Origin of the sequence: Tabrizicola fusiformis (assembly GCF_013328815.1) — a bacterium.
GTDB lineage: Bacteria > Pseudomonadota > Alphaproteobacteria > Rhodobacterales > Rhodobacteraceae > Fuscibacter.
The window spans coordinates 266,998-290,433 of sequence record NZ_JABUHN010000003.1; the positions used below are offsets into that span (position 1 = coordinate 266,998).

The window sequence follows — 23,436 nt, forward strand, 5'->3', positions numbered from 1 at the left end:
TCAGGCCGCCTGCCCGCCAACCGTCAGCCCGCGGATCAGCAGGGTCGGCTGACCCACGCCGACCGGCACCCATTGCCCGGCCTTGCCGCAATTGCCGATGCCCGGGTCCAGCGCCATATCATTGCCGATGGCGCGAATGCCTTTCAACGCCGTCGCCCCGTCGCCGATCAGGGTGGCCCCCTTCACCGCCTCGCCCACCACGCCATTGCGGACGCGGTAAGCCTCGGTGCAGGAAAACACGAACTTGCCGTTGGTGATATCCACCTGCCCGCCGCCAAAGCCCACGGCCCAGATGCCGTCCTTCAGGCTGGCCACGATCCCGGCGGGATCGTCCTTGCCGCCCAGCATATAGGTGTTGGTCATCCGCGGCATCGGGATATGGGCAAAGCTTTCGCGCCGCCCGTTGCCGGTGGGGGCCACGCCCATCAGGCGGGCATTCTGGCGGTCCTGCATATAGCCCACCAGCACGCCATCCTCGATCAGCACATTGCGGGCCGAGGGTGTGCCCTCGTCATCGAACGAGATGCTGCCGCGCCGGTCGGGGATGGTGCCATCGTCCAGCACCGTCACCCCACGCGCGGCAATCTGTTGCCCCATCAGGCCCGCGAAGGCCGAGGTTTTCTTGCGGTTGAAATCGCCCTCAAGCCCGTGGCCGATCGCCTCATGCAGCAAGATCCCCGGCCAACCCGGGCCAAGGACCACATCCATCACCCCGGCGGGCGCGGCCACCGCACCCAGATTGACCAGCGCAATCCGCAGCGCCTCGCGCAGCATCGGCTGCCAGGTGCCCGGCTCCATCAGCCGGGCAAGGCCATAGCGCCCGCCGCTTCCGGTGCCGCCCTGTTCGCGGCGGCCATTCTCCTCGACGATGACCGAGACATTGATCCGCGCCATCGGCCGCACGTCGCGCAGCAAAAGCCCTTCGGGCCGCAGGATTTCCACCTCCTGCAAGCCGGCGCTGATCGTGGCGGAAACCTGCACGATGCGGGGGTCCAGCGCCCGCGCCCAGGCATCCATCTCTTTCAGAAGGTCGATCTTTCCGGCGAAACTGGCATCCGCCATCGGGTCGGCATCGGAGTAAAGCCGCAGGTTGGTGCCCTGCGGCGGGGCCGCCAGCACACCGCCGCCATCGCCCACCGCAAGCCGCGCCGTTTCCGACGCGCGTTTCAGCGCGGATTCCGAAATTTCGGTGGAATGGGCATAGCCGGCCACCTCGCCGCGCACGGCGCGCAGGCCAAAGCCTTCGGAGGCGTCATAGCTTGCCGTGCGGATGCGGCCATCGTCCAGAACGATGGCCTCGGAACGCCGCCGTTCCAGAAAAAGCTCGCCGTCATCGGCGCCCGCGGTCGCCGCGCGCAGCACCGCCAGCGCCTGCGTCTGATCCAGCAGAGTCTCGAAGGGGCGGAAGGGGGTATCGTCCATCGGGGCCTTTCGCAGGCGCAGCATTGATCTGTGTCAAATGGCGCCAGTTTGTCGCACGGTTTCTCTTGTTCTGACCCGCCTAATATGGTTTCAGATCAGAAGGAAACAACGGGATTCTGCCTCATTGCAAGGCAGGGCCGCAATGGGTAGCGAAAACGCCACCAAGTAACGGGAATTGAAGATGCGTCACCTGACTTCTCGCACAGGTCTCGTCGCCACGGGGCTGTCCTCTTTGTTCGCAGGCGGGGCTTTCGCCCAGGCGCTGGAAACCGTGGGCCAGCCGCTGCCCGATCACATCGGCTTTCAGCCGGCCTCGACCGAGCTTGCCCGCGACCTTCAGTGGCTGGATCACACCATCCTGATCATCATCGGCATCATCACCGTCTTTGTGACCCTGCTGTTGATCTATGTGATGATCCGCTTCAACCGCCGCAGCAACCCGACGCCGCGCGGCTTTACCCATAACACGCCGCTGGAAATCGCATGGACGCTGATCCCGATTCTGGTTCTGGTGTTCATCGGCACTTTCTCGGTTCCGATCCTGCGCAAGCAACAGATCATTCCGGTTGCAGACATCACCATCAAGGCCACCGGCAACCAGTGGTTCTGGTCCTATGAATATGTCGATGATGGCGTGTCTTTCGACAGCTTCATGTTGACCAAGGACAAACTTGCCGAGAACGGCTACACGCCCGAGCAATATCTCTTGGCCACCGATACCGCCGTTGTCGTGCCGGTCGGCAAGACCATCGTGATGCAGGTCACCGGCGCCGATGTGATCCATTCCTGGACCATCCCGGCCTTTGGCGTGAAGCAGGACGGGGTTCCCGGTCGTCTGGCGCAACTGTGGTTCGCCGCCGAAAAGGAAGGCGTCTACTTCGGCCAGTGTTCCGAACTTTGCGGCAAGGACCACGCCTATATGCCGATCACGGTCAAGGTCGTGTCGCAGGAAGCCTATGACAAGTGGCTTGAAGGCGCGAAGGCCGGCAATCTGCAACTCGCCGCGAACTGAGCAGCGGATGCGTGTAGGGATCGGCGGGGGGCACGCAGGCCGTGCCCCCCGCCTGACTGACAAGGGCAGAACATGACCGATATCCGGTCCTTCGATGACAGCAACGAGGCGCGGTTCGGCGACTATGTGCAGCTTTTGAAGCCGCGCGTGATGTCGCTGGTCGTGTTTACCGCGCTGGTCGGGCTGATGGTCGCCCCGGTGCATCTGCACCCGGTCGAGGCGTTTTCGGCCATCCTCTTCATCGCCCTTGGCGGCGGCGCTTCGGGCGCGCTGAACATGTGGTGGGATGCCGACATCGACGCCATCATGCGCCGCACCAAGGGCCGACCCATTCCCGCGGGCCGCGTCCAGCCGGGCGAGGCGCTGGCCATCGGGCTGGCACTGTCGGGCATTTCGGTTGTGATGCTGGCGCTGGCCACCAATGTTTTGGCGGGGGCACTTCTGGCCTTCACCATCTTCTTTTACGCCGTGGTCTATTCGATGTGGCTGAAGCGGGCGACGCCGCAGAACATCGTCATCGGCGGCGCGGCGGGCGCCTTCCCCCCGATGATCGGCTGGGTGGCGGCAACCGGCTCGATCTCGGTCGAAGCCTGCCTGATGTTCATGCTGATCTTCATGTGGACGCCGCCGCATTTCTGGGCGCTGGCCCTGTTCATGAAATCTGACTACGGCGACGCCAAGGTGCCGATGCTGACGGAAACCCATGGCCGCAAGATCACCCGGGCGCATGTCTGGTGGTATACGGTTGCGCTGGTGCCTTTCGCGCTGGCCGCCGGCTTTACCTCAATCGGCGGGCCGGTCTATCTGGCGGCTTCGGTGCTGCTGAATGCCGAATTCCTGCGCGGTGCATGGCGCATCTGGCGCCGGGATGAGACCGCCGCCGAGGCGGATGGCTATAAAGTCGAGAAGGCGGTGTTCCGCTTCTCGCTGATCTATCTGTTCCTGCATTTCGTCGCCTTCCTGGTGGAAGCGGTGCTGCGGGCGTCCGGCATGGGGGGCTGGTGATGTTTCGTGCCGAACATGAGATTCACCGCCGCCGCTTTGGCCGCAATCTGGGCCTTGGCCTTGTGCTGGCGGCCTTTGTCGTGCTGGTCTTTGCGCTGACCGTGGTCAAGGTAACCCGCGGCGACCCGATGCAGGCGTTTGACCATGCCATGCGCCCCGAGCTGGCCCCGGCAACCGGAGCGGCGCCATGACCCCGCAGGGAAAAACCGCGCTGGGGCTGGTCGGCGTTGCCGTGACGATGGGGGCGCTCTCCTTTGCCGCCGTGCCCTTCTACGACTGGTTCTGCCGGGTGACCGGCTATGCCGGAACTGTTTCGGTGGCCGAGGCAGGGTCGGACCACATGCTGGACCAGACCGTCATCATCCGCTTCGATGCCTCGCTCGAAGCCGGGATGCCGTGGGAGTTCAAGCCGCAGCAGACGCAGATGACGCTGCGCATCGGCGAAAACGGGCTGGCCTTCTATGAGGCTTACAATCCGACCGACCGCACCATCGGCGGCACGGCGAGCTATAATGTGATGCCCGACCTCGCCGGCGGCTATTTCACCAAGGTCGAGTGTTTCTGCTTTACCGAGCAGGTTCTGAAACCCGGCGAGCGGGTGATCATGCCGGTGTCGTTCTATGTCGATCCGTCGATCGCCGACGATCCCGAGGCAGGCGACATCCGCGAGATCACCCTGTCCTACACCTTCCACGAAACCCCGCTTCCCGAAGAGCAGGCGGCGCTTGACGCCCCTGCCCCGGCTGCGGCAAGCAATTAAAGACAAGGCAACGAGGGAAAAGATGGCCCACGCAAAGAACCACGACTATCACATCCTGCCACCGTCGATCTGGCCCTTTGCCGGCGCCGTCTCGGCCTTTGTCATGCTCTTCGGCGCGGTGCTGTGGATGCATGGCGCGGGCCCGTGGATGGGGCTGATCGGCTTTGTCGGCGTGCTTTACGTCATGTTCGGCTGGTGGGCCGATGTGGTGGCCGAGGCGCAGGTGGGCGACCATACCCCCGTCGTGCGCATCGGGCTGCGCTATGGCTTCATCATGTTCATCATGTCCGAAGTCATGTTCTTCTCGGCATGGTTCTGGACCTTCTTCAAGCACGCGCTTTATCCGATGGGGCCGCTGTCGCCGATCGTCGATGGCGTCTGGCCGCCCGAAGGCATCCACACCTTTGACCCGTGGCACCTGCCGCTGATCAACACGCTGATCCTGCTCTGCTCGGGCTGCGCGGCGACCTGGGCGCACCATGCGCTGGTGCATGAGAACAACCGCAAGGATCTGGTCAACGGGCTGATCCTGGCGATCCTGCTGGGGGTGCTGTTCACCTTCTTCCAGGCCTATGAATACAGCCATGCCGCCTTTGGCTTTGCCGGCAACATCTATGGCGCTTCGTTCTTCATGGCGACCGGCTTCCACGGCTTCCACGTTCTGATCGGCACGATCTTCCTGACGGTCTGCCTGATCCGCGCGCTAAAGGGCCATTTCACCCCCGAACAGCATATCGGGTTTGAAGCGGCGGCCTGGTATTGGCACTTCGTCGATGTGGTCTGGCTGTTCCTCTTTGCCGCGATCTACGTCTGGGGCCAGTAAGCCCTTGCAAATTCCGCGGGCGCGGGCCATCTGGCCCGCGTCTTGCATTTGGAGCGACCCTTGCTGCGCCGCATGATCTTCCCCGTTCTGATGGGCCTTGTCGGCTGTGGCGTGCTGCTGTCGCTGGGCGTGTGGCAATTGCACCGGATGGAGTGGAAGGCCGCCGTTCTGGCCGAGATGGACGCCCGCATCGGCGGCACGCCCGAACCCCTGCCCACCGTGCTTGACCCCATTGCCGACAAGTTCCGCCCCGTCACCACCGAGGGCCGCTTTACCGGCCGGTTCATCGAGGTGCTGGCCGGGCAGAAAGGCTCCAGCCCCGGGGTGCGGATCATCGAGGCATTCGACACCACCGACGGGCGCCACATTCTGATCGACCGCGGCTTCATCGAGGATGAGGCCCGCCCCCTGCCCCGCCCGCCGCATGAGGCGGCGATCACCGGCAACCTGCACTGGCCCGACGATTCCGACAGTTTCACCCCGCCGCCCGATCCGAAGACCGGATTGTGGTTTGCCCGCGATGTGGCGGCGATGGCGGCCAAGCTTGGAACGGAACCGACATTTATTGTCGCGGTCGAGCCGACGGGTGACGGGATCACGCCGATGCCGGTGGATACTTCGGCTATACCCAATGACCATTGGGGCTATGCCATCACCTGGTTCTCGCTCGCGACGGTCTGGGCGGTGATGACAGGCTTTCTTCTCTGGCGTATCAGACGCCAGACCGCATAGGACAGGACGATGCGCTATATCTCGACCCGGGGCACCGCCCCGACCCTGAGTTTCGGCGAAGCGATGATGACGGGTCTGGCCCGCGACGGCGGGCTTTATGTCCCCGAAACCGTGCCGGTCCTCAGCCATGACGAGATCGCGGCGCTGGCCGGCCTGCCCTATGAGGAAGTGGCTTTCCGCGTGATGTCGCCCTTCATGGGCGGCTTCTTCAGCGATGACGAATTCCGCGGCCTGCTGGCCAAGGCTTACGCCGGCTTTGGCCATGCCGCGCGGGCGCCTCTGGTGCAGCTTGGCCCGAACCATTTCCTCTTGGAGCTGTTCCACGGGCCGACCCTGGCCTTCAAGGATTTCGCCATGCAGCTCATCGGGCAGATGATGCAGTCGGCGCTGGCCCGCACCGGGGAGCGGATCACCATTGTCGGCGCCACCTCGGGCGATACCGGATCGGCGGCGATTGAGGCGTTCAAGGGCCTGTCCAATGTCGATGTCTTCATCCTCTTCCCGCATGGCCGGGTGTCCGAGGTGCAGCGCCGCCAGATGACCACCCCGTCCGAGGGCAATGTCCACGCGCTGGCGATGGACGGCGATTTCGACGATTGCCAAGCCCGCGTGAAGGACATGTTCAACGATTTCGCCTTCCGCGACGGCGTGCGGCTGGCGGGCGTGAACTCGATCAACTGGGCGCGGGTGCTGGCGCAGGTGGTCTATTACTTCTCTTCCGCGGTCAGCCTTGGCGCCCCGCACCGTTCGGTCAGCTTTACCGTGCCTACCGGCAATTTCGGTGACATCTTCGCAGGCTATATCGCCCACAAGATGGGCCTGCCGATTGACCGGCTGGTGATCGCCACCAACCAGAACGACATTCTGGACCGCGCCCTGAAATCGGGGGCCTATGAAACCAACGGCGTGAAACCTTCGATCAGCCCGTCGATGGATATTCAGGTTTCCTCCAACTTTGAGCGCGCGCTGTTTGATGCCTATGGCCGCGACGGCACCGCCATTGCGCAGCTGATGGACGAGATGAAGACCGGCGGTTTCCGCATTTCGCAGGGTGCGTTGCAGATGCTGCGCGATACTTTCGCTTCGGGCCGCTGTTCCGAAGAGGAAACCCGCGCCACCATCGCCGCCACCCTCGCGGCCACGGGTGAGCTTCTCTGCCCGCATTCCGCCGTGGGTGTGAAAGTGGCCGAAGAAACCCTTGGGCAGGCGCCGATGATCACCCTTGCCACCGCCCATCCGGCCAAATTCCCCGATGCGGTTCAGTCGGCCAGCGGCATCCGCCCCGCCCTGCCGCCCCGCATGGCCGATCTTTTTGACCGTGACGAGCGTGTGACCCGCGTGCCCAATGATCTTGCCGCGCTGCAAACCCTTATCCGTGAAAGGCTTGCCCGTTGATCCCCACCCGCCTGACGACGCTATCCAACGGTTTCCGCATCGTCACCGAGCATATGCCCGGCCTGCAATCGGCCTCGGCCGGGATCTGGGTCATGGCAGGTGGCCGGCACGAACGGGCCGAGCAGAACGGCATCGCGCATTTCCTTGAACATATGGCCTTCAAGGGCACGGCGCGGCGCACATCCTTGCAGATCGCCGAGGAAATCGAGGATGTCGGCGGCTATATCAACGCCTATACCAGCCGCGAGATGACGGCCTATTACGCCCGTATCCTGAAAGGCGATGTGGCGCTGGCGCTGGATGTGATCGGCGATATCGTCCTGAACCCGGCCTTCCACACGGCAGATATCGAGACGGAACGCCATGTGATCCTGCAGGAAATCGGGCAGGCGCTGGACACGCCCGACGACATCGTTTTCGACTGGTTGCAGGAAGTGTCATATCCGGGGCAGAGCTTTGGCCGCACCATCCTTGGCCCGGCGGAGCGGGTGCAGGGCTTTGGCCGCGCCGATCTGCAAGGGTTCGTGGCCGAGAATTACGGGCCGGGGCAGATGATCCTTGCTGCTGCCGGGGCGGTGGACCATGACGCCATCGTCAAACAGGCCGAGGCGCTGTTCGGCGCTCTGCCCGCCCGCCCGCAGCCCGCCTTTCAGCCCGCAACCTTTGCCGGGGCAGAGCGGCGCGAGGTGAAAGACCTTGAACAGGTGCATTTCGCCATGGCCTTCGAGGCGCCGGGCTATCGCCACCCCGATGTGTTCACCGCGCAGGTCTATGCCACCGCGATGGGCGGCGGCATGTCCAGCCGCCTGTTCCAGAAGATCCGCGAAGAGCGGGGCCTGTGCTATTCCATCTTTGCGCAAAGCGGCGCCTATGAGGATACCGGCCAGATCACCCTTTACGCCGGAACCAGCGCCGAAGAGATTGCCGATCTGGCCAGCCTCACCGTGGACGAGTTGAAACGCGCCGCCGATGACATGACCGAGGCCGAGGTGGCCCGCGCCCGTGCCCAGATCAAGGCCGGGATGCTGATGGGGCTGGAAAGCCCCTCGTCCCGGGCCGAACGCATCGCGCGGCTCTTGGCGATCCATGGCCGGGTGCCCGGCGTGGATGAGGCGGTGGCGCGGATTGATGCCGTCACCGTTGCCGGCGTGCGCCGCTATGCCGGAGAGGTGACCGGCGCCGGGGCAGCGCTGGCGCTTTACGGCCCGGTCGAAGCGGCGCCGACACTGGAGGCGATCCGCGCAAGGCTGGCTGCGTGATGCTGGGCGTCCGCCGCAGACCCCGGGTTGAAACCGAACGGCTGACGCTGCGGCTGCCCCAGCACAGCGACTGGCGGGCTTGGGCGCATCTGCGCGAAACCTCGGCCAGCCACCTGACCCCGTGGGAGCCGGTCTGGGCGCATGACCATCTGACCCGCCGCGCCTTTACCAACCGGGTCTATTGGGCGCAGCGGGCCGAGACGCAGGGCACCGCGCTTCCCTTTCTGCTGATCCGCCGGGCCGACCAGACGCTTCTGGGGGCGATCACGCTGGACAACATCCGGCGCGGGCCGGTGCAGGCGGGCACGTTGGGCTATTGGATTGGCGCGCCCTTTGCCCGCAAAGGCTATATGCGCGAGGCGATTTTGGCCGTGGTGCATCACGCCTTCGCACAGCTTGACCTCAGCCGGGTCGAGGCCGCCTGCCTGCCGGAAAACGCCGCCTCGCGCGGAGTACTGGAGAAATGCGGTTTCAAATACGAAGGCGTTGCGCAAAGTTACCTCCAGATCAACGGAAGGTGGCGCAACCATGTCCTCTACGCCAATCTGCGCAGCGACCGCCGCGGCCGCACCGATGCCGGTTAGGCACCAAATTCCTTTGAAGGAATTTGCAAATTCGTTGCAACGAATTTGGTCCCGGCCATGACGCGGCGCATCCTGTTGCTGCGGGGGGTGAATGTCGGCGGCCATGGCCGCTTGCCGATGGCCGGCCTGCGCCAGATGCTGACCGACCTCGGCCTTGGCAATCCGCGCACCCTGATCGCCAGCGGCAACGCGGTGTTCGACGACCCCGGTCTGCCCGATCTGGCCGGGCGTCTCGCCGCCGGTCTCGCCAGCCGCTTCGGACTGACCACCGATCTTTTCCTGATGGATCTTGCCGCGCTTCAGGCAATCGACGCCGCCAACCCCTTTGACGCAGCGGCTGCGGCGGATGGCGCCAAGGTGCATGTCTTTTTCCTCGCCCGGCCCACGCCGCTGCCGGCCGAGGCCGCCGCTCTGGCAACGACCGAAGAGATGCACCTTACCCCCGACGCGCTGTATCTGCACGCGCCGGATGGGATTGGCCGCTCAAAACTGGCCGAGCGCCTGCCCCGGCTCTTGGCGGTGCCGGTTACCGCGCGCAATTGCAACACGGTAAAGGCCCTTCTGGCATTGGCGCAGGGCTGTAGGGCTGGACCGGCGCGGCATCTGCCCTACACTCAGACCATGCGCCTTCTGGTCCTCCTCGCCCTGATCTTCGCCCCGGCGCTGGCCGCGGCCCAATCCGCGTGCATCGCGCTTGCCGCCGGAGAGGCACGGCTGCTGCCCGCCGCCTTTGGCGATCCTTTGGACAAGGGCACGGTTCGGCTGCGCTTTCTTGGCCATGCCAGTTTCGCGCTGGAAACCCCGGGCGCCCTCTTGGCGGTGACGGATTACACCGGCTTCATCGGCAATCCCGATGCGGTGCCCGATGTCGTCACCATGAACAACGCCCATGACAGCCATTACACCGACGCGCCCGACCCGCGCATTGCCCATGTGCTGCGCGGCTGGGGTCCGCCCGGCCAGCCCGCGCGGATCGACCTTGATCTGGGCGAGATGCAGGTGCGCAACGTCACCTCCGACCTGCGCGGCCCCTTTGGCGAGGGCAGCCGCGCCAATGGCAATTCGATCTTCCTGTTCGAGGTGGCGGGCCTCTGCATCGCGCATCTGGGCCATCTGCATCAGCCACTCTCCACCGCGCAGCGCGCCTCGATCGGGCGGGTCGATGTGGTCATGGTGCCGGTGGATGGCGGCTTTACGATGGATGTGGCGACGATGACCGACGTGCTGCGCGATCTGCGGCCAAGGCTGGTGCTGCCGATGCATTGGTTCAACGAGACGACGCTGGCCCGCTTTCTGACCACGGCGCAGGGCGACTTCGCCATCGAAATCGCCGATGGCGCCGAGGTTGAGGTTTCGCTGAAAACCCTGCCGCGCCGGCCGACCATCCTGCTCCTCTCCCCCGCGCCGATCCCCTGAGCCCCGGCGCGGGGGGTTTTGCCCCGGCCGCCCCCGCGCTATCAAGGAGCAAAGGAGCCTGCCGATGCTGAACCCCGCCGACGCCGCCTTTCTGGGCCATCTGGGCGCGCTCTTGCCCCCTGACGGCCTGCGTCCTCCCGAGCCACGCCATCTGGAAGAGCCGCGCGGGCGCTGGACCGGGCTGGCAGGCGCGGTCGCCTTGCCCCGCAGCACGGCAGAGGTGGCCACCGTCCTGCGCGCCTGTTCTGCCGCCCGGGTGGGCGTGGTGCCCCTTGGCGGTGGCACCGGCCTTGTCGGCGGCCAGATCCTGCCCGAGGGTCCGGCACCGCTGCTGATATCCCTCGAGCGGATGACGGCGCTGCGTGGCCTCTGGCCCGAGGAAAACGCCATGACGGTCGAGGCCGGCATGATCCTTGCCACCGCGCAGGCCCATGCCGAAACCGCGGGCCGCCTCTTCCCGCTGTCGCTGGCCTCGGAAGGTTCGGCCCGGATCGGCGGGCTGTTGTCCACCAATGCCGGCGGGCTGAACGTGCTGCGCTATGGCAATGCCCGCGACCTCTGCCTTGGGGTCGAGGCGGTGCTGGCCGATGGCACGGTGGTCCACGGGCTGAAACGGCTGCGCAAGGACAATACCGGCTATGACCTGCGCCACCTGCTGATCGGGGCCGAGGGCAGCCTTGGCATCCTGACCGCCGCCAGCCTGCGGCTTTTCCCGCAGCCCGCCTCCACCGCCACCGCCCTTCTGGAAGTGCCCGATCCGGCGGGCGCGCTCTGCATGCTCGATCTGGCGCAGACACGGGCGACCGGGCTGATCTCGGCCTTCGAGCTGATCCACCGGCAGGGCCTCGATTTCCTGACCGAGACGATGCCCGACCTGCCGCAGCCCTTCCGCCCCGAAGGCGACTGGATGGTGCTGGTCGAGCTTGCCCTGCCCGAGGGTTTCGGCGGCGCCGAAGAGACGATGGCCGGCCTGATCGAAGCGGGAATGGAGCCCGGGCTGATCCGTGACGGCGCCATTGCCGCCAGCCAGGCGCAACGCGCCACGCTCTGGGCGCTGCGTGAAGCGATCCCGCAGGCCAATCGCCGGATCGGCGCGATCTCGTCGCATGACATCTCGCTACCGCTCTCGGCCATCGCCCGCTTCATCCCGCAGGCGGGCGCCGCGCTGGCGGCACTCGGCGATTTTCGTATCAACTGCTTTGGCCACCTGGGCGACGGCAACCTGCATTACAACGTCTTCCCCGCCAAGGGCCGCAGCAAGGGCGACTACCTCGCCCAGCGCGAGGCGATCAAGACCACGGTCCACGACCTTGTGCATGCTATGGAAGGATCGGTTTCCGCCGAACATGGCATCGGGCGTCTGAAGGTCGCCGATCTGGAACGCTATGGCGACCCCGGCAAGCTCGCGGCCATGCGGGCGATCAAACAGGCGCTAGACCCCTTGGGCATCCTGAACCCCGGCGCCGTCCTGCGCGCCTGACCTTTCATCTTGGCCCAAATATCCCCGCCGGAGGCATCCGGCGCCGGGGCCGGGCGCAGCCTATGCCAAAACGCGCGGCGCCCGGACCCAGAACCGCAGCATCATGCTCGAGGCCGCGCAGATCAGCCCCAGCGTCAGGCCCAGCCACAGCCCCTGCCCGCCCCAGCCCAGCCTGAAGGCCAGCACATAGCTGCAAGGAATACCGATCAGCCAATAGCTGATCGCGGCGGCGATCATCGGCACGCGGGTATCGCGGATGCCGCGCAACAGGCCCAGCGCCATGACCTGCATCGCATCGGCCATCTGGAACAGCGCCGCCACCGCCAGAAGGCTGGTGCCAAAGGCGATGATGGCCGCCGCCTCGGGCTTGGAGGCATCCAGAAACAGCGCGATGATCGGCCCGGGCAGCGCCAGAAACAGCGCCACCATGCTCAACCCATAGACCACCGACATGGCGATGGCCGCCCGCGCCCCGTCGCGCAGCCCCTGCGCATCGCCTGCCCCTTCGGCCCGGCCCGCGCGCACCGTGGCCGCATTGGACAGCCCGACATGCACCATGAAGGCCAGCGAGGCGACTTCCATCGCAATGCCATGGGCGGCAAGCTCGACCGTGCCGATCCAGCCCATCATCAGCGCCGACGCCTGAAACAGCCCCGCCTCGGCCAGCGAGGTGATGCCGATGGGCCAGCCCAGCCGGAACACCTGCACCAGTGCCGGCCAATCCGCCCGCCAGAAGCGCTGGAACAGGTGGAAATGCCGCAGCGACGGCAGCAGCGCCGCATAGAACGCCAGCGCGACAAAGGTCGCCACCTGCACCGCAAGCGAGGCGATGGCCGCCCCGGTCACCCCCAGTTCGGGAAACGGCCCCTTGCCGAAGATCAGCACCCAGGCAAGGCCAAGGTTCACCACCACCGCGCCCAGCGTGACCCACAGCACGACCTGCGTGCGCTCCAGCGCCGCCAGATAGCTTTTCAGCACCATCACCAAGAGCGCAGGCACCATGCCCAGCCCGGCAATCCGCAGAAACTCTTGCCCCAGCGCGGCCACTTCGGGCGTCTGGCCCAAAGCCAGCAGAATCGGTTCGGCCCACCAGAACAGCGGATAGGTCGCCAGCCCGAAAGCGATGGACAGCCACAGCCCCATCCGCGCATCACGGCGCACCTGCGCCTCGTCGCCGCGGCCCAGCGCGGCCGCCACCATCGGCATCACCGCCTGGGCAAAGCCTGACCCGGCAATGAAAATCACGAAGAACGAGGAGGAGCCCAGCACCAGCGCCGCCAGTTCATTCACCCCATACCAGCCCATCAGCACGGTATCGGTGACATGCAGCATCATCTGCGCCAGATGCGAGCCGACAAGCGGCACGCCCAGCGCAAGGATCGCCCGCGCATGGGCCGGATATGTCATTCTTTTGATCATATGGCAGGCATAACCGCCCAAAATGACGGCGGCAAGACGGCGCTTCCGCCGCGCTGCGGCATGTGACTAGCGGTTCTCTCCGCCCCGGCGCCGGACCGGCTCCTTGCCGCGCGGATCATCGGGTTCGCCATCGTCGTCGTTGTTGTCGTCGTTGTTGCCCGCATCCGAACCGTCGTCATCGGGCGGCGGCGGCGGGTCGTCGGAATAGTCTTCGGCGCTGCCGTCATCGTCATCGTTGTTGTTGCTGCGCGCGCGCGGCTCTTCTCCGGCAAAGCTGCCCTCGCCACGGTCCTGCTCGTCTCTGCGAAGCTCCAGCAGCACCAATTGGCTGGCTTCCATCCGGTCGGCAGCGTCTTTGCGGGCAAGGCCGTTTTCGACCACATACTGGCGCAATTCATCCTGTTGCGCGGTGGTCAGGGCATTGAACACATCGTCGGGATTGACCTCGCCATTGGTAGAAATCACCGCGCCTATCCGCCGCTCGAATTCGGCGTTGAAGGCGAAAATCGCGGCAAGCTGCTCCTCGGTCGGCAGGATCACCAGACCAGAGGCCAGAAGCGGCTGGCGCTGGATCACCATGTCCATCTGCTCGGCGGCGGGCAGATCGGGGGCGTTCGGACTGCCGCGCGCCATCGACATCGCCGCATCCGTCAGGTTGCGGATCGTCAGCACGCTGAGACTGCTGGCCAGATCCGAGGTGCTGCGCGGTCCCAGCCCGACATTCCATTGCGTGCCGTGAATGTCACCGCCGCCCCGCGCCGCAAGATCATCGGGGCGCAGCGACCACATGCCTTCGACCACACGGTTATCTGCGCGCAGCGCTGCGATCTGTTCGCGCAACCGGCGGTCAGTTTCGCTTTCGACGGCATCGGGGCGCAGGTTGCGGGTGGCCACCGCCCGCGTCAGCCCCCGCGGCCGCGACGAGCTTGTGGAGCTGTTGGTCGCGGCAGCCTGCGGCGGGGTCGCGGGCGCAGGGGCGGCGCGGGATGACGGGAAGTTCCGCTGAAAACTCTTGTCCTGCTTGTCGTCCCCGCTGGCCCCCGCGACGGTTGCGGCGGCGGAGGCAAGGGCAAGGGCCGCGACACTGCCCGTCAGAAGGCGCATTACTGGCATGTCGGCAACTCCTTGAACCCGCCGTCCATATCGGGAAGGCGTTGCAGGAAGAAAGTGACGTTCAACACATCGGGCTGGTTCTGGGTAAAGCCCACTTCAAGCGTCTGGGTCGCCCTGTCGCTCCCCATGCCCGGCAGATAGAAATTCGCCACCCTCATCCCGATGTTCACAAGGTTCGAGCCATCATCGGAATAGTCGAAGCTGAACGCACCGCCGATATAGAAATTGGCCTGCTGATAGCAGATTTGCGACGCGGTAAGCATCATCTGCCGCTCCAGCGGCGGCACGGGATAGGGCAGGTTGATGTCGCGCCCGGGCCGGACGGGGATGGTCTCAAGATCGGCCCAGTTCTGCTGCCCCGGCTGCAGATAGGTGAATTTGCCCGAGAAGGTGTTCGGCGGCGGCGCGATGACGCCACCCGAGATATCCACCCCATAGCGCACCGACTGCACGCCGAATTTGAAGAAATACGGCTCATAGATGTCTTCCGGGCGCAGGGTCTTGTTGGGGAAATTGGCGACATGCGCCTTGATCGCCGCTTCAAGCCCCGCGCGCATCTGCGTCAGGATCACCGGATCGTCAAAGAAGGGTGGCGCCAGCAGGTCCGAAAGCAGCCGCAGGTCCAGAAACACCGGCACCGGCGACAATTCGCTGCCCACGGCATCCAGCGCCTCTTTCTGCTCGGACATCTCCTTGGACAGGGTCGAGGAATTGCCGCTGTCCTGCCCGCCTTGCGCCCCCGCCTTGACGCCACGCACCGTGGCGCTGGCGGTCACCTCGATGGATTGCTGTTTGGCATACATTTCGGAAAAGGCGGCAAGCGAGAATTGCAGCCTCTTGGACGACACCGTTCCCACCGTCATCGCATAGGGAAAATGCGTGCCATATTCGAGGATCAGCGTGGAATAATCCGCCGGCACCCCCAGCTTGAGGTCGCGCGCCATGGTCAGGATACGCGCCTCGAACGCCGGGTCCAGCTCGATATGGCGCATGTCCACCACCAGCGCCCGTTCGGTCCGCACATCCTGCGTGACCGAAAACTGCTGCTGCTGGCTGGCCTGCTCTTCGCGCTGCTCTGCAACCGAAGCGTTCAGACCAAAGGAAAACACCTTGGGAATGCCGATCGAGATGCCGACATTGCGGCTCATCGAACTGGTGTAATCGTCGGCGCTGGTGAAGCCCTCGGTCAGGCTGCGCTCCTGCTCGCGGATGTCAGGGTAGTGCAACAGGCCGAAGGGGATGATCTTCTGATAGGACGGATAGAAGTCGCGGCTGTCGGCGGCAGGCGCCTTGAACACCGGACGGCGCAGGGGGGTGGGGTCTTGCAGGTTCAGCGGGTCGATCAACCCGATTTCATGGCCCCGAAAGATGTGGTCGGTGAAGGGCACCTGCAAATCCAGATCGAAGGTGCCGCCAAAGGCCGCAAAGCTGCTGTCCTCGGCCGAGATCGACGGATAGGGCGCCACCCGTTGCAGCAAGAGATCGTCCACCATCATGCTGTTTTCGTCGGGAAATTGCAGCGCCTGCCCGGCGCTGTCGCGGTAGGCCCCATCCGCACCCAGCCGAAACTCCAGCGTGGCAAGGCCAAGCCCCTGCAGGCGCACCGTCTGGCCATTGTCGCGCAAGACCACCGAATAGACCGCCTGATTGGAATAATCGCCATAGAGACTGATCCCGTCGGCGCCGCGCACCGCAGCATCGTCGCGCTTGTGCGGCAGGGGATCGACAGTGACCACCCAGCGGCCATGCACATCCATGGGCGGCACCGGCAGGGCAAAGCCAAGGGCCGCCCCGTTGATCTGCGCATCCGCCAACAGCCGCAGCCCGGAAAAGCCGGTTCCGGGCGACAGGTCCACCCGCTGCCGGGTTGCCGCATCATTCGGGTGGCCCAGCGTGAAACTCTCGCCCGAGCGGAGGTGGAAGGTCAGGCTGTAAAGCTGGCTGGCGTCAAAGGTGCCCTCCAGCGCTACCACTGCATCGCCGCCGGGGCCAAAGCGCATCGCCGCCGATCGTTTCTGGAACATGGTCACCGGGCAGGGCGGGGTGGCGCAGGCTTCGGTCACCGGCTTGGCCTCTTCGCTGCCCTTGGCCGAGAGGATATGCTCTTCGCCCGCCCGGTTGCGCACGACCAGCCCCACCTCGCGCAAATGGCTGTCCCAGGAACCGAACAACTCGGTCACCACGCTGTCGGGCGGCAGCGCAAGGTCGAACACCTGCCCCGTGCTGTTGCCCACCCCCCCGGCCAAAAGCGCAAGTCCTGGGTCCGGTGCGGTATAGGCAATGCTGGCCCCTTGGGTGGTGAACTGGCTATAGGCCACCAGTTGCGGCAGCAGCGGGTCGCCCGCGGGCAGAGACCCGTATTCGGCCATGGTGCGGGCATAGTCCTGCGCCCGCAGGTCGATATCCCAAAGCCGGATGTAATGGATCAGCCCCAGAAAGGAATTGCGCCGGTCGCGCTGGCCCCCCAGATAGAGCGGCATTCCCCGCCCCTGCCCCACACCCCGCGCCATCGCCCCAATGCGTTGACCATTGATGAAAACCTCTGTCTGCCCCTCGCGGATCGACAGGCCGATCTGAAAGAACCCGCCCGCTCGGAAATCATAAGGAAGGGCTGAACCGCGGCTGCCGTCATAAAGCCCGATCCGCGTGCCTGCACCGCCGATCTGCACCCGAAAGGCCGCCGCACCATCGCCTTCATGCGCAAGAATGGTCATCACCTGCGGATAACCGGCGGTATCGGCGGCAGGCAGGGTCACCCCCAGCTCGACCGCGCCGGTGCTGCCGAAATCCAGCCGGTAATCGGCAGGAAAGGCAATCGTATCGGGGTCGCCCGTCAGATCGACCGGCGCATAGGCCAAGGGTGGCGGATTTTGCGGCAGGCTTTGCGCCAGGGCGCCGCCCAGCGACAACGGAACCAGACAAATTGCCAGAAGAACGATCAGGCGCATGGGAGACTCCGCACAGGGTCTTGGCCGAACAGGATTTGGGCAAATGGGCAGGCTGAATTCACGCCATCCTTGCACGGCCCGGGCGATTGACTAAGCCGGGAATGCAAGGTCAGGGCAGTTTTCTGGGGATAAATCCGCCTTCAGCGCCAGAGATGGGCGCGGCTGGCCAGCAAACCCTGCGCCTTGGCCAGCAACCGCAACGGCAGCCCGCGCGGCGGCATCTGACCTTTGGCCAGCCGTTCGGCCACCACTTCCGGCGGGCAGGGGCGGCGCGAGACCGGGTCAAAGTAGCGCGGATAGCCGATCAGCGCGGCATGGGTCAGCGTGTCGAGATCGGGGCGCGGCAGCGGGTGGCCATCCGCCGCCTGCCTGCGCCGCAGCGGCACCGGGGCAAGATCGCGCGTCAGCCCCCAACCGGCATAGAACGGCGCGCCAAGGCAGGTCACCGGCCTGCCCCGCAACAGCGCCTCGAACCCCAAAAGCGAGGTCATGGTCCAAACCTCGTCACAGGCGGCGAGAAGGGCCAGCGGATCGGCCCGCGTCGCCACCACATCGGCCAATCCGCGCAAGCTATCGGGGGCGATGGCGCCGGGGCGCAGGCCCGCCTCGACATCGGGATGCGGCTTGTAGACCAGAACGGCGCGCGGATGGGCGCTGCGGACCGCCTGCATCAGGGCAAGGTTGGTGCGCACCTCCCCCCCGCCCAGCCGGATCGAGGCGTCATCCTCGACCTGCCCCGGCACCAGAATGCGGTGGCCCTCGGGCAGGTCGGGCAGGCTGCCCGGCAGGTTGTATTTGCTGATGCCCGCCGCCAGAATCTGCGCCCGCAGCCGCGCCGCCCGCGCAGCACCGCCCGGGGGCGGTGCGGACTGGATCAGCCGCTCCAGCCGGCTTTCGCGGCCGGGGTCGTAATAGATGCCCAGATCATCGACCACCAGCGACAGCGGCGGCACCAGATCGGCGCCCAGCCCGCGCGAGCGAAGGAACCCGTCCTCGATCCGCAAGGCGGGTTCAGTCCAGCCGTCGGGCAGTTTGCCCGCCCAGACCATCAGGCTCTTTTCGCTGCGGGCCGCAGCGGCAGCCGCCCGCGCGGGGTCGTCGATGAAGACCACCGGCTTTTCCCGCCCGAACTGCCGCTGCATCCAGCCGCGCTTCCACAGCCGGATACCCGCCGCCACATGGCCTCTTCGGTCCTGCCGGAAGGCGCACACTTCGGCCTCAAGCTGATCCACGGCCTCTTCAAAGCTGCACAGCCGGTCGCGGCAGGGGTCAACCCAGGTCGGCGCCAGGATCATCGCGGCGGCGAAAAGCTGTGTCCGGGTCAGCCTGCGCTTGCGGCGCGCGACGGGGTTTTCGTCCTGTGTCAGGCCCCAACCGGCATAGAAGGGCTGGCCAAAGACATGCGGGCGATGCCCGGCAAGGATCGCCTCGAACCCCAGTTGTGAGGAAACGGTGTAAACCGCGATGGCCCCCTCCAAGAGCGCCCGGGGCGAAACCGGCCCGGCGCAAATCTGCACCCGGTCGGGCAGCGGCCCGGCGAAATGGCCGCGCCGCAGGCCCAGCACGGTTTCGGGATGCGACTTGATCACGATGCGCGCCTGCGGATGATCCTCCATCGCGCGCCAGAGCATTTCGGCGAAACTGGCCGCCGTCGCCCCGGCATGGGTGATCGCGGCATCGCCCTGCGTCTGATCCACCAGCAAGACATAGCCCGGCGGTGGAGGCGGGGTTTCATCGTGCATGTTGTATTTCGACAAGTCGAGCGCCCGGATACGCTCAATCCCGTCCCTTGCGCGGGCCAGAAGGTTCGTTTCGTCCAAGGGGGCCGTGACCAGAATCCGCTCCAGCCGCGAGGGGGCGCTGCTGTCGAAATGCACACCCTGCCCGTCGATCAACAGGCCCAGCGGGGCATCGCCCGCCCGCCCGGGCCGGATCGAGCGCAGGAAGGTATCCTCGACCCGCACCAGCGGCACGCCACGCCGCGCCGCCACCGCCTCGCCGCGCCCGGCGTGCGGGCTGCGGCCCCAGACCACCACGCCATCCTGCGGGCCGGGCAGACCCAGCCGCACCTCATGCCCGGCAAGGCTCAGGATACGGCGCAGGCGCGGGTTCAGAAAGCCACCATTGTAAAAGAACAGCCGCCGGGGAATATCCCCGGCGGCTGTGTCATGTGCGGCTGCGGCCACGCGGATCAGCCCCCGCTGGCGGTGCTGCTCAGGCTCGAAGCGGTAGAGGCGGTGCCGGTGATCACCGACAGCGTCTTTTGCCACTGAACATAGGGCGCCTCGGTGACATAGATCGTGTCGCCATCGCGGATCAGGAAATCACGCGCCTCGAACAGGCCGGTGGGCTGCGTCAGGTCCAGCACATAGACCATGCGCTGCGCACCCTGCAAATCCTTGCGGCCCAGCACGGCATTGGCAATCGCCGCCGGTTCGTTGCGCAGCACGAAAACCCCGGTCGGATCGGCGGTGGCCGAGTTCAGCCCGCCGACCAGCGCAATCGCTTCAAGCGCCGAAAGGGTCTGGTTCTCGAACGGCACGCGGCTTTGCCCGCCGGTGGCCCCCAGCGCCACAAAGAAACGGTTGTCCGGTTCGACCGTCACGATGTCGCCGGGGCGCAGCGCGATGTCCAGCGCCGGGTTGGCGTAAAGGTCGCGCAGCCAGACCTTGCCGGTATGGCTGCCCCGCGTCACGCGCACAATGGCGATATCAGGTTCAATCGACACGCCACCCGCCTTGGCCAGCATCGCCGACAGGGTTCGGGTCGAGCGTTCGATGGGGTAAACCCCCTGCCCGCCCACCGCGCCCGACATGGTGACGGTCGAACCGTCACCCGCCGCCCGGGCGATCTGCACCTGCGGATCGGGGGTTTGCGTATCGAGCTTCTTGGTGACGATCTGGCGCAGGCCGTCCACGGTCTGACCCGCCGCCTTGATCTTGCCGGCATAGGGCACGAAAATATAGCCCTGCCCGTCCACCTGCAATTCGCTCAGTGCCGAAACGCGCTGACCCGAATTGCCCAAGAGTGGGTCATCCTTGACGTTTTCAAAGATCGTCAGCGCCAGAATGTCCCCGGGCGCGATAAGGTCCGACGGCAACACCCCGGCATTCTGGAAGCCCTGCGAAAAGCCGAAGGCCGCCATGACCGCGGTTGCCCGCGTCACCCGCGAATTGACCGTGACGATAAAGGCATCGCCCTCTTTCAGGACCGACCCCTTGTAGATTTCCGCCTTGTTCGGCCCCGACCGCGGCAGGCCGCAGCCTCCGACGCCGCCAAGAAGCGCGACAAGGGCAAGGGCCGTCGCCCCCCTTGATCTGTTCAGTCTCACTGCTCGGGCTCCTTTTTGGAGTTTACCTCAAGTTTTGCCGACAACCCTACAGAAAGGCGTCAGAAAATGCCAGCGCCGCTTTCCGGCGTCACTTCACGAGGCGCAACTGTTGCCGTGGCGCCGCTCTGCCTGCCCGCAGCGCCTCATAGGGATCTTCGGCCTGTAACATCATGTCCACAACCTGTCGTAGCAACTCGCGCCGGCCCCGCGAACTGTAGAACCCACCGGGCACCTGACTGGTTTCCAAGAGATAATGCCGATAATCGCGGTAGGCGCGGCTGTCGGGGCGGCTGGGCAGGGCAAAGAAGTCTGGCAGGCTTTGCGTCGAGACGAATTCCGGCTTGGCATAGACTGCTGCGCCGAAGGTTTTCAGCGGCAGCCCCCGCCACAGCACCTGCTGGCCTGCGGTGGAATTGACGGTCACGGCGCTGCGGGCGTGGTTCAAAAGCCCCGCCAGCTTGCCGCCGCGCACGAAATGCACCCGCCCCTCGACCCCGTGCAGCCGCGCGAGCCGGCGGATGTCACGGGCGACGGGCGCCCGGCCATCTTCCAGCGGATGCGCCTTGAAGACGATATGGTGATGCGGGGCGGCACCTTTGGCAAAGCCCTCAACCACCACCTCAAGAAATTCGGTCATGGTGGAAAACGGCGAATGCATCTGGAAACTGGCGTCATGCTCCAGTTGCAGCAGCACCAGATGATAGGGAAAGCCGCCATGTTTGATGCGGTAGGTGGCCAGCATCCGCTCCCACCGATGGAAGGGCATCAGGATCAGCCGTTTGCAGTAAAGCCAGAACTCCTGCCCCACGGTCAGCTTGCGATGCGGGCGGAAGTTGCGGAAATCCCAAAAGCCGGTCAGCACGAACCAGTGATAGAGCGCGCCCCAGAACATGTGCTGGCGCATGTCGCCCCAGCGGGCGGGTGCGTCGGGCAATTCCATGTCGGCCTTGGCCAGCGCCGCCTGCATCTCGGCCACGGTCGTCTGCATCAGCCGCGAATGCCCGTTCGACCCGCCGCGTTCATAGGTCACCCAATAGGGCCGCAGATAACCCTCTTCAAAGACATGCACTGTCAGCCCCGCCTCCCGGGCAAGGCGCACCGCTTCGGCATGGATCGGGCGGGTATCACCGTAAAGCACCAGATCGGTGATGGATTTTTCGGCAATCAGGCAGCGAAACGCTTCGGGCCAGTCTTGGGGCGTGCCACGATAGGCAATGAAACTCTCGGCCTCGGGCCAGAAGGCCCGGTCGCCCCGGTTGAAGCCCACGCGCCAGACTTGGGCCCCGGCGGCGCGCAGCATCCGGCCCAGACCGTGAAAGAACGGCCCATGCGGGCCTTGCAGGAAAAGAAATCGGCGGTCTGCGCCCGAAAGCTGCATGTCTGGTCCCGGTGTTTTCCAAGGCGTGACCGCCCGGTCGCAAAAGGTAAAGGGCAAACTGGTCCTTGCCCGCCCCCCCTTAGACCTCGGGCGCGGCGAATTTGCGGCAAGATCGGCCCCTTGCAGCAGCGGCGCGGCGCCGCTACCTCTGGCAGAAGCGACAAAGGAGGCCCGCATGTTCACCGGCATCGTCACCGACATGGGCGAAGTGATCGCACTCGAACAGAAGGGCGACCTGCGCGCCCGCATCGCCACCGCCTATGACGTGGCGGGCATCGACATCGGCGCTTCGATCGCCTGCGAGGGCGTCTGCCTGACGGTCGTTGCGCTTGGCGCCAACCCGCGCAACTGGTTCGACGTGGAAATCAGCGCCGAAACCGTCAGCAAGACCAATATCGGCGGCTGGACCCTTGGCCAGCGGATCAACCTTGAACGGGCGCTGAAGGTCGGAGACGAGTTGGGCGGGCATATCGTCTCGGGTCATGTCGATGGCGTGGCCGAGGTGGTGTCCTGCACCCCCGAGGGCGACAGCCTGCGCGTGACCTTCCGCGCGCCCGAACCGCTGGCAAAGTTCATTGCCTCCAAAGGCTCGGTCGCGCTGAACGGCACCTCTCTTACGGTGAACGAGGTGGCGGGCCGCGAATTCGGCATCAACTTCATCCCCCATACGCAAAAGGTCACCACCTGGGGCACGGTCAAACCCGGCGACAGTGTGAACCTCGAGGTGGATACCATGGCGCGCTATGTGGCGCGGTTGCGCGAATGGGCATGATCGGCCACAACAACGGCCCGACGATGGAGCCGGGCGCGACATGGCGGCGCCATTGCTGGACCACCGCGCGGCAGGCCCTGCTGCCCACCCTGCCGGTGGAAGTGGTGCGGACCCGCGTGCGCCGCGCCAGGGAATTGGGGCTGGACTATCGCACCTATGCCTCGGTGCGGGCACAGACCGGGCATGATGTGGTGGCTTTCCTCTTTTCCTCCAACGCCTTGCGGGTGCGGCCGCTGTCACCCGCCCTGCCGGCCGACCGCGCTGCGCGCCTGAATGCCATCGCGGGTGCCACACGGATCGGACTGGCGGTGGCGCCGCTTGCAGTCTCGGCCTTGGCCACCAACCCCGAGCTTGACGCCAGCCACCCCGCGCCGCATGTGCTGGCCCCCTTCCCCGAGATTGCCGCCCGGCTGCGTGCCGCCCTTGGCCCCTTGCCATCGGACCGGGTGATCCTGATCGCCGATGCCCCGCTCGAGGCAGATTGGTGCCTTGCCGGGCGACTAGCGGCCTGCCTTCCGGCCGGGCGGTTTTTCACCGCCTGAGCCTGCGCGGCCCGAGTTCCGGCTTGGCGCCCCGTCGGCCACGGC

At 65.6% G+C, this 23,436-nt stretch carries 20 protein-coding genes; 13 read left to right on the top strand and 7 right to left on the bottom strand.

Translation table 11 applies throughout. The features are described from left to right. A complete protein-coding gene (tldD, locus tag HS053_RS06100) occupies window positions 1–1,422 on the bottom strand; it encodes a metalloprotease TldD (RefSeq protein ID WP_174210323.1) in 1,422 nt (473 codons plus the stop codon). Window positions 1,423–1,603: 181 nt separating this feature from the next. On the opposite strand from tldD, the gene coxB reads away from it, so the two are divergent. The 11 genes from coxB to HS053_RS06155 all read left to right on the top strand — a co-directional run bounded on the left by coxB (window position 1,604) and on the right by HS053_RS06155 (window position 11,888). After that, on the top strand, window positions 1,604–2,434 hold the full coding sequence (gene coxB / locus HS053_RS06105) for a cytochrome c oxidase subunit II (protein ID WP_174210324.1): 831 nt from the start codon (window positions 1,604–1,606) through the stop codon (window positions 2,432–2,434). A 72-nt stretch (window positions 2,435–2,506) separates the two neighbouring features. Then, window positions 2,507–3,439 carry a heme o synthase gene (cyoE, locus tag HS053_RS06110; protein WP_174210325.1) on the top strand — a complete coding sequence of 311 codons (933 nt, stop codon included), beginning with the start codon at window positions 2,507–2,509 and terminating at the stop codon, window positions 3,437–3,439. After that, on the top strand, window positions 3,439–3,630 hold the full coding sequence (locus HS053_RS06115) for a hypothetical protein (RefSeq protein ID WP_194245506.1): 192 nt from the start codon (window positions 3,439–3,441) through the stop codon (window positions 3,628–3,630). The genes cyoE and HS053_RS06115 overlap by 1 nt, the downstream gene beginning before the upstream one ends. Beyond that, window positions 3,627–4,199: a cytochrome c oxidase assembly protein gene (locus HS053_RS06120; RefSeq protein WP_174210327.1), complete on the top strand. Its 573-nt coding sequence runs from the start codon at window positions 3,627–3,629 to the stop codon at window positions 4,197–4,199. Before HS053_RS06115 ends, HS053_RS06120 begins: the two co-directional genes overlap by 4 nt. A 22-nt stretch (window positions 4,200–4,221) precedes the next feature. Then, entirely contained in the window at window positions 4,222–5,022 is an 801-nt protein-coding gene (locus HS053_RS06125; RefSeq protein ID WP_174210328.1) for a cytochrome c oxidase subunit 3, read from the top strand. Between the two features lie 72 nt (window positions 5,023–5,094). Then, a complete protein-coding gene (locus tag HS053_RS06130; RefSeq protein ID WP_241699762.1) occupies window positions 5,095–5,754 on the top strand; it encodes an SURF1 family protein in 660 nt (219 codons plus the stop codon). Window positions 5,755–5,763: 9 nt separating this feature from the next. Then, entirely contained in the window at window positions 5,764–7,149 is a 1,386-nt protein-coding gene (thrC, locus tag HS053_RS06135) for a threonine synthase (protein ID WP_174210330.1), read from the top strand. Between the two features lie 53 nt (window positions 7,150–7,202). Continuing rightward, the gene (locus tag HS053_RS06140) at window positions 7,203–8,408 is read left to right on the top strand and encodes a M16 family metallopeptidase (protein WP_194245518.1); all 1,206 of its coding nucleotides are present in this window, start codon (window positions 7,203–7,205) and stop codon (window positions 8,406–8,408) included. After that, complete coding sequence (locus HS053_RS06145; protein WP_174210331.1) at window positions 8,408–8,992, top strand: GNAT family N-acetyltransferase; 585 nt, start codon at window positions 8,408–8,410, stop codon at window positions 8,990–8,992. Before HS053_RS06140 ends, HS053_RS06145 begins: the two co-directional genes overlap by 1 nt. A gap of 57 nt (window positions 8,993–9,049) precedes the next feature. Then, window positions 9,050–10,408, top strand: a complete 1,359-nt coding sequence (locus HS053_RS06150) for an MBL fold metallo-hydrolase (RefSeq protein ID WP_174210332.1) — start codon at window positions 9,050–9,052, stop codon at window positions 10,406–10,408. 64 nt (window positions 10,409–10,472) lie between these two features. Further along, window positions 10,473–11,888 (top strand): FAD-binding oxidoreductase, encoded by a 1,416-nt coding sequence (locus HS053_RS06155; RefSeq protein WP_174210333.1) that lies wholly within the window; start codon window positions 10,473–10,475, stop codon window positions 11,886–11,888. A gap of 60 nt (window positions 11,889–11,948) precedes the next feature. On the opposite strand, the gene HS053_RS06160 is transcribed toward HS053_RS06155, so the two are convergent. From HS053_RS06160 to HS053_RS06185, 6 genes are all read right to left on the bottom strand, one after another. Then, window positions 11,949–13,295, bottom strand: coding sequence for an MATE family efflux transporter (locus HS053_RS06160; RefSeq protein ID WP_458358880.1), 1,347 nt, complete (start codon window positions 13,293–13,295; stop codon window positions 11,949–11,951). A 78-nt stretch (window positions 13,296–13,373) separates the two neighbouring features. Next, a complete protein-coding gene (locus HS053_RS06165; protein WP_174210335.1) occupies window positions 13,374–14,420 on the bottom strand; it encodes a hypothetical protein in 1,047 nt (348 codons plus the stop codon). After that, complete coding sequence (locus tag HS053_RS06170; RefSeq protein ID WP_174210336.1) at window positions 14,411–17,368, bottom strand: MAC/perforin domain-containing protein; 2,958 nt, start codon at window positions 17,366–17,368, stop codon at window positions 14,411–14,413. Before HS053_RS06170 ends, HS053_RS06165 begins: the two co-directional genes overlap by 10 nt. A gap of 140 nt (window positions 17,369–17,508) precedes the next feature. Next, window positions 17,509–19,554: a capsular polysaccharide biosynthesis protein gene (locus tag HS053_RS06175; protein ID WP_347233304.1), complete on the bottom strand. Its 2,046-nt coding sequence runs from the start codon at window positions 19,552–19,554 to the stop codon at window positions 17,509–17,511. 5 nt (window positions 19,555–19,559) lie between these two features. Continuing rightward, the gene (locus HS053_RS06180; protein ID WP_174210337.1) at window positions 19,560–20,699 is read right to left on the bottom strand and encodes a polysaccharide biosynthesis/export family protein; all 1,140 of its coding nucleotides are present in this window, start codon (window positions 20,697–20,699) and stop codon (window positions 19,560–19,562) included. A gap of 88 nt (window positions 20,700–20,787) precedes the next feature. Further along, the gene (locus tag HS053_RS06185; RefSeq protein ID WP_174210338.1) at window positions 20,788–22,077 is read right to left on the bottom strand and encodes a capsule biosynthesis protein; all 1,290 of its coding nucleotides are present in this window, start codon (window positions 22,075–22,077) and stop codon (window positions 20,788–20,790) included. 175 nt (window positions 22,078–22,252) lie between these two features. On the opposite strand from HS053_RS06185, the gene HS053_RS06190 reads away from it, so the two are divergent. Continuing rightward, a complete protein-coding gene (locus HS053_RS06190) occupies window positions 22,253–22,849 on the top strand; it encodes a riboflavin synthase (RefSeq protein ID WP_174210339.1) in 597 nt (198 codons plus the stop codon). Then, window positions 22,846–23,391, top strand: coding sequence for a hypothetical protein (locus HS053_RS06195; RefSeq protein ID WP_241699763.1), 546 nt, complete (start codon window positions 22,846–22,848; stop codon window positions 23,389–23,391). The genes HS053_RS06190 and HS053_RS06195 overlap by 4 nt, the downstream gene beginning before the upstream one ends. The last annotated feature ends 45 nt before the right edge of the window (window positions 23,392–23,436 follow it).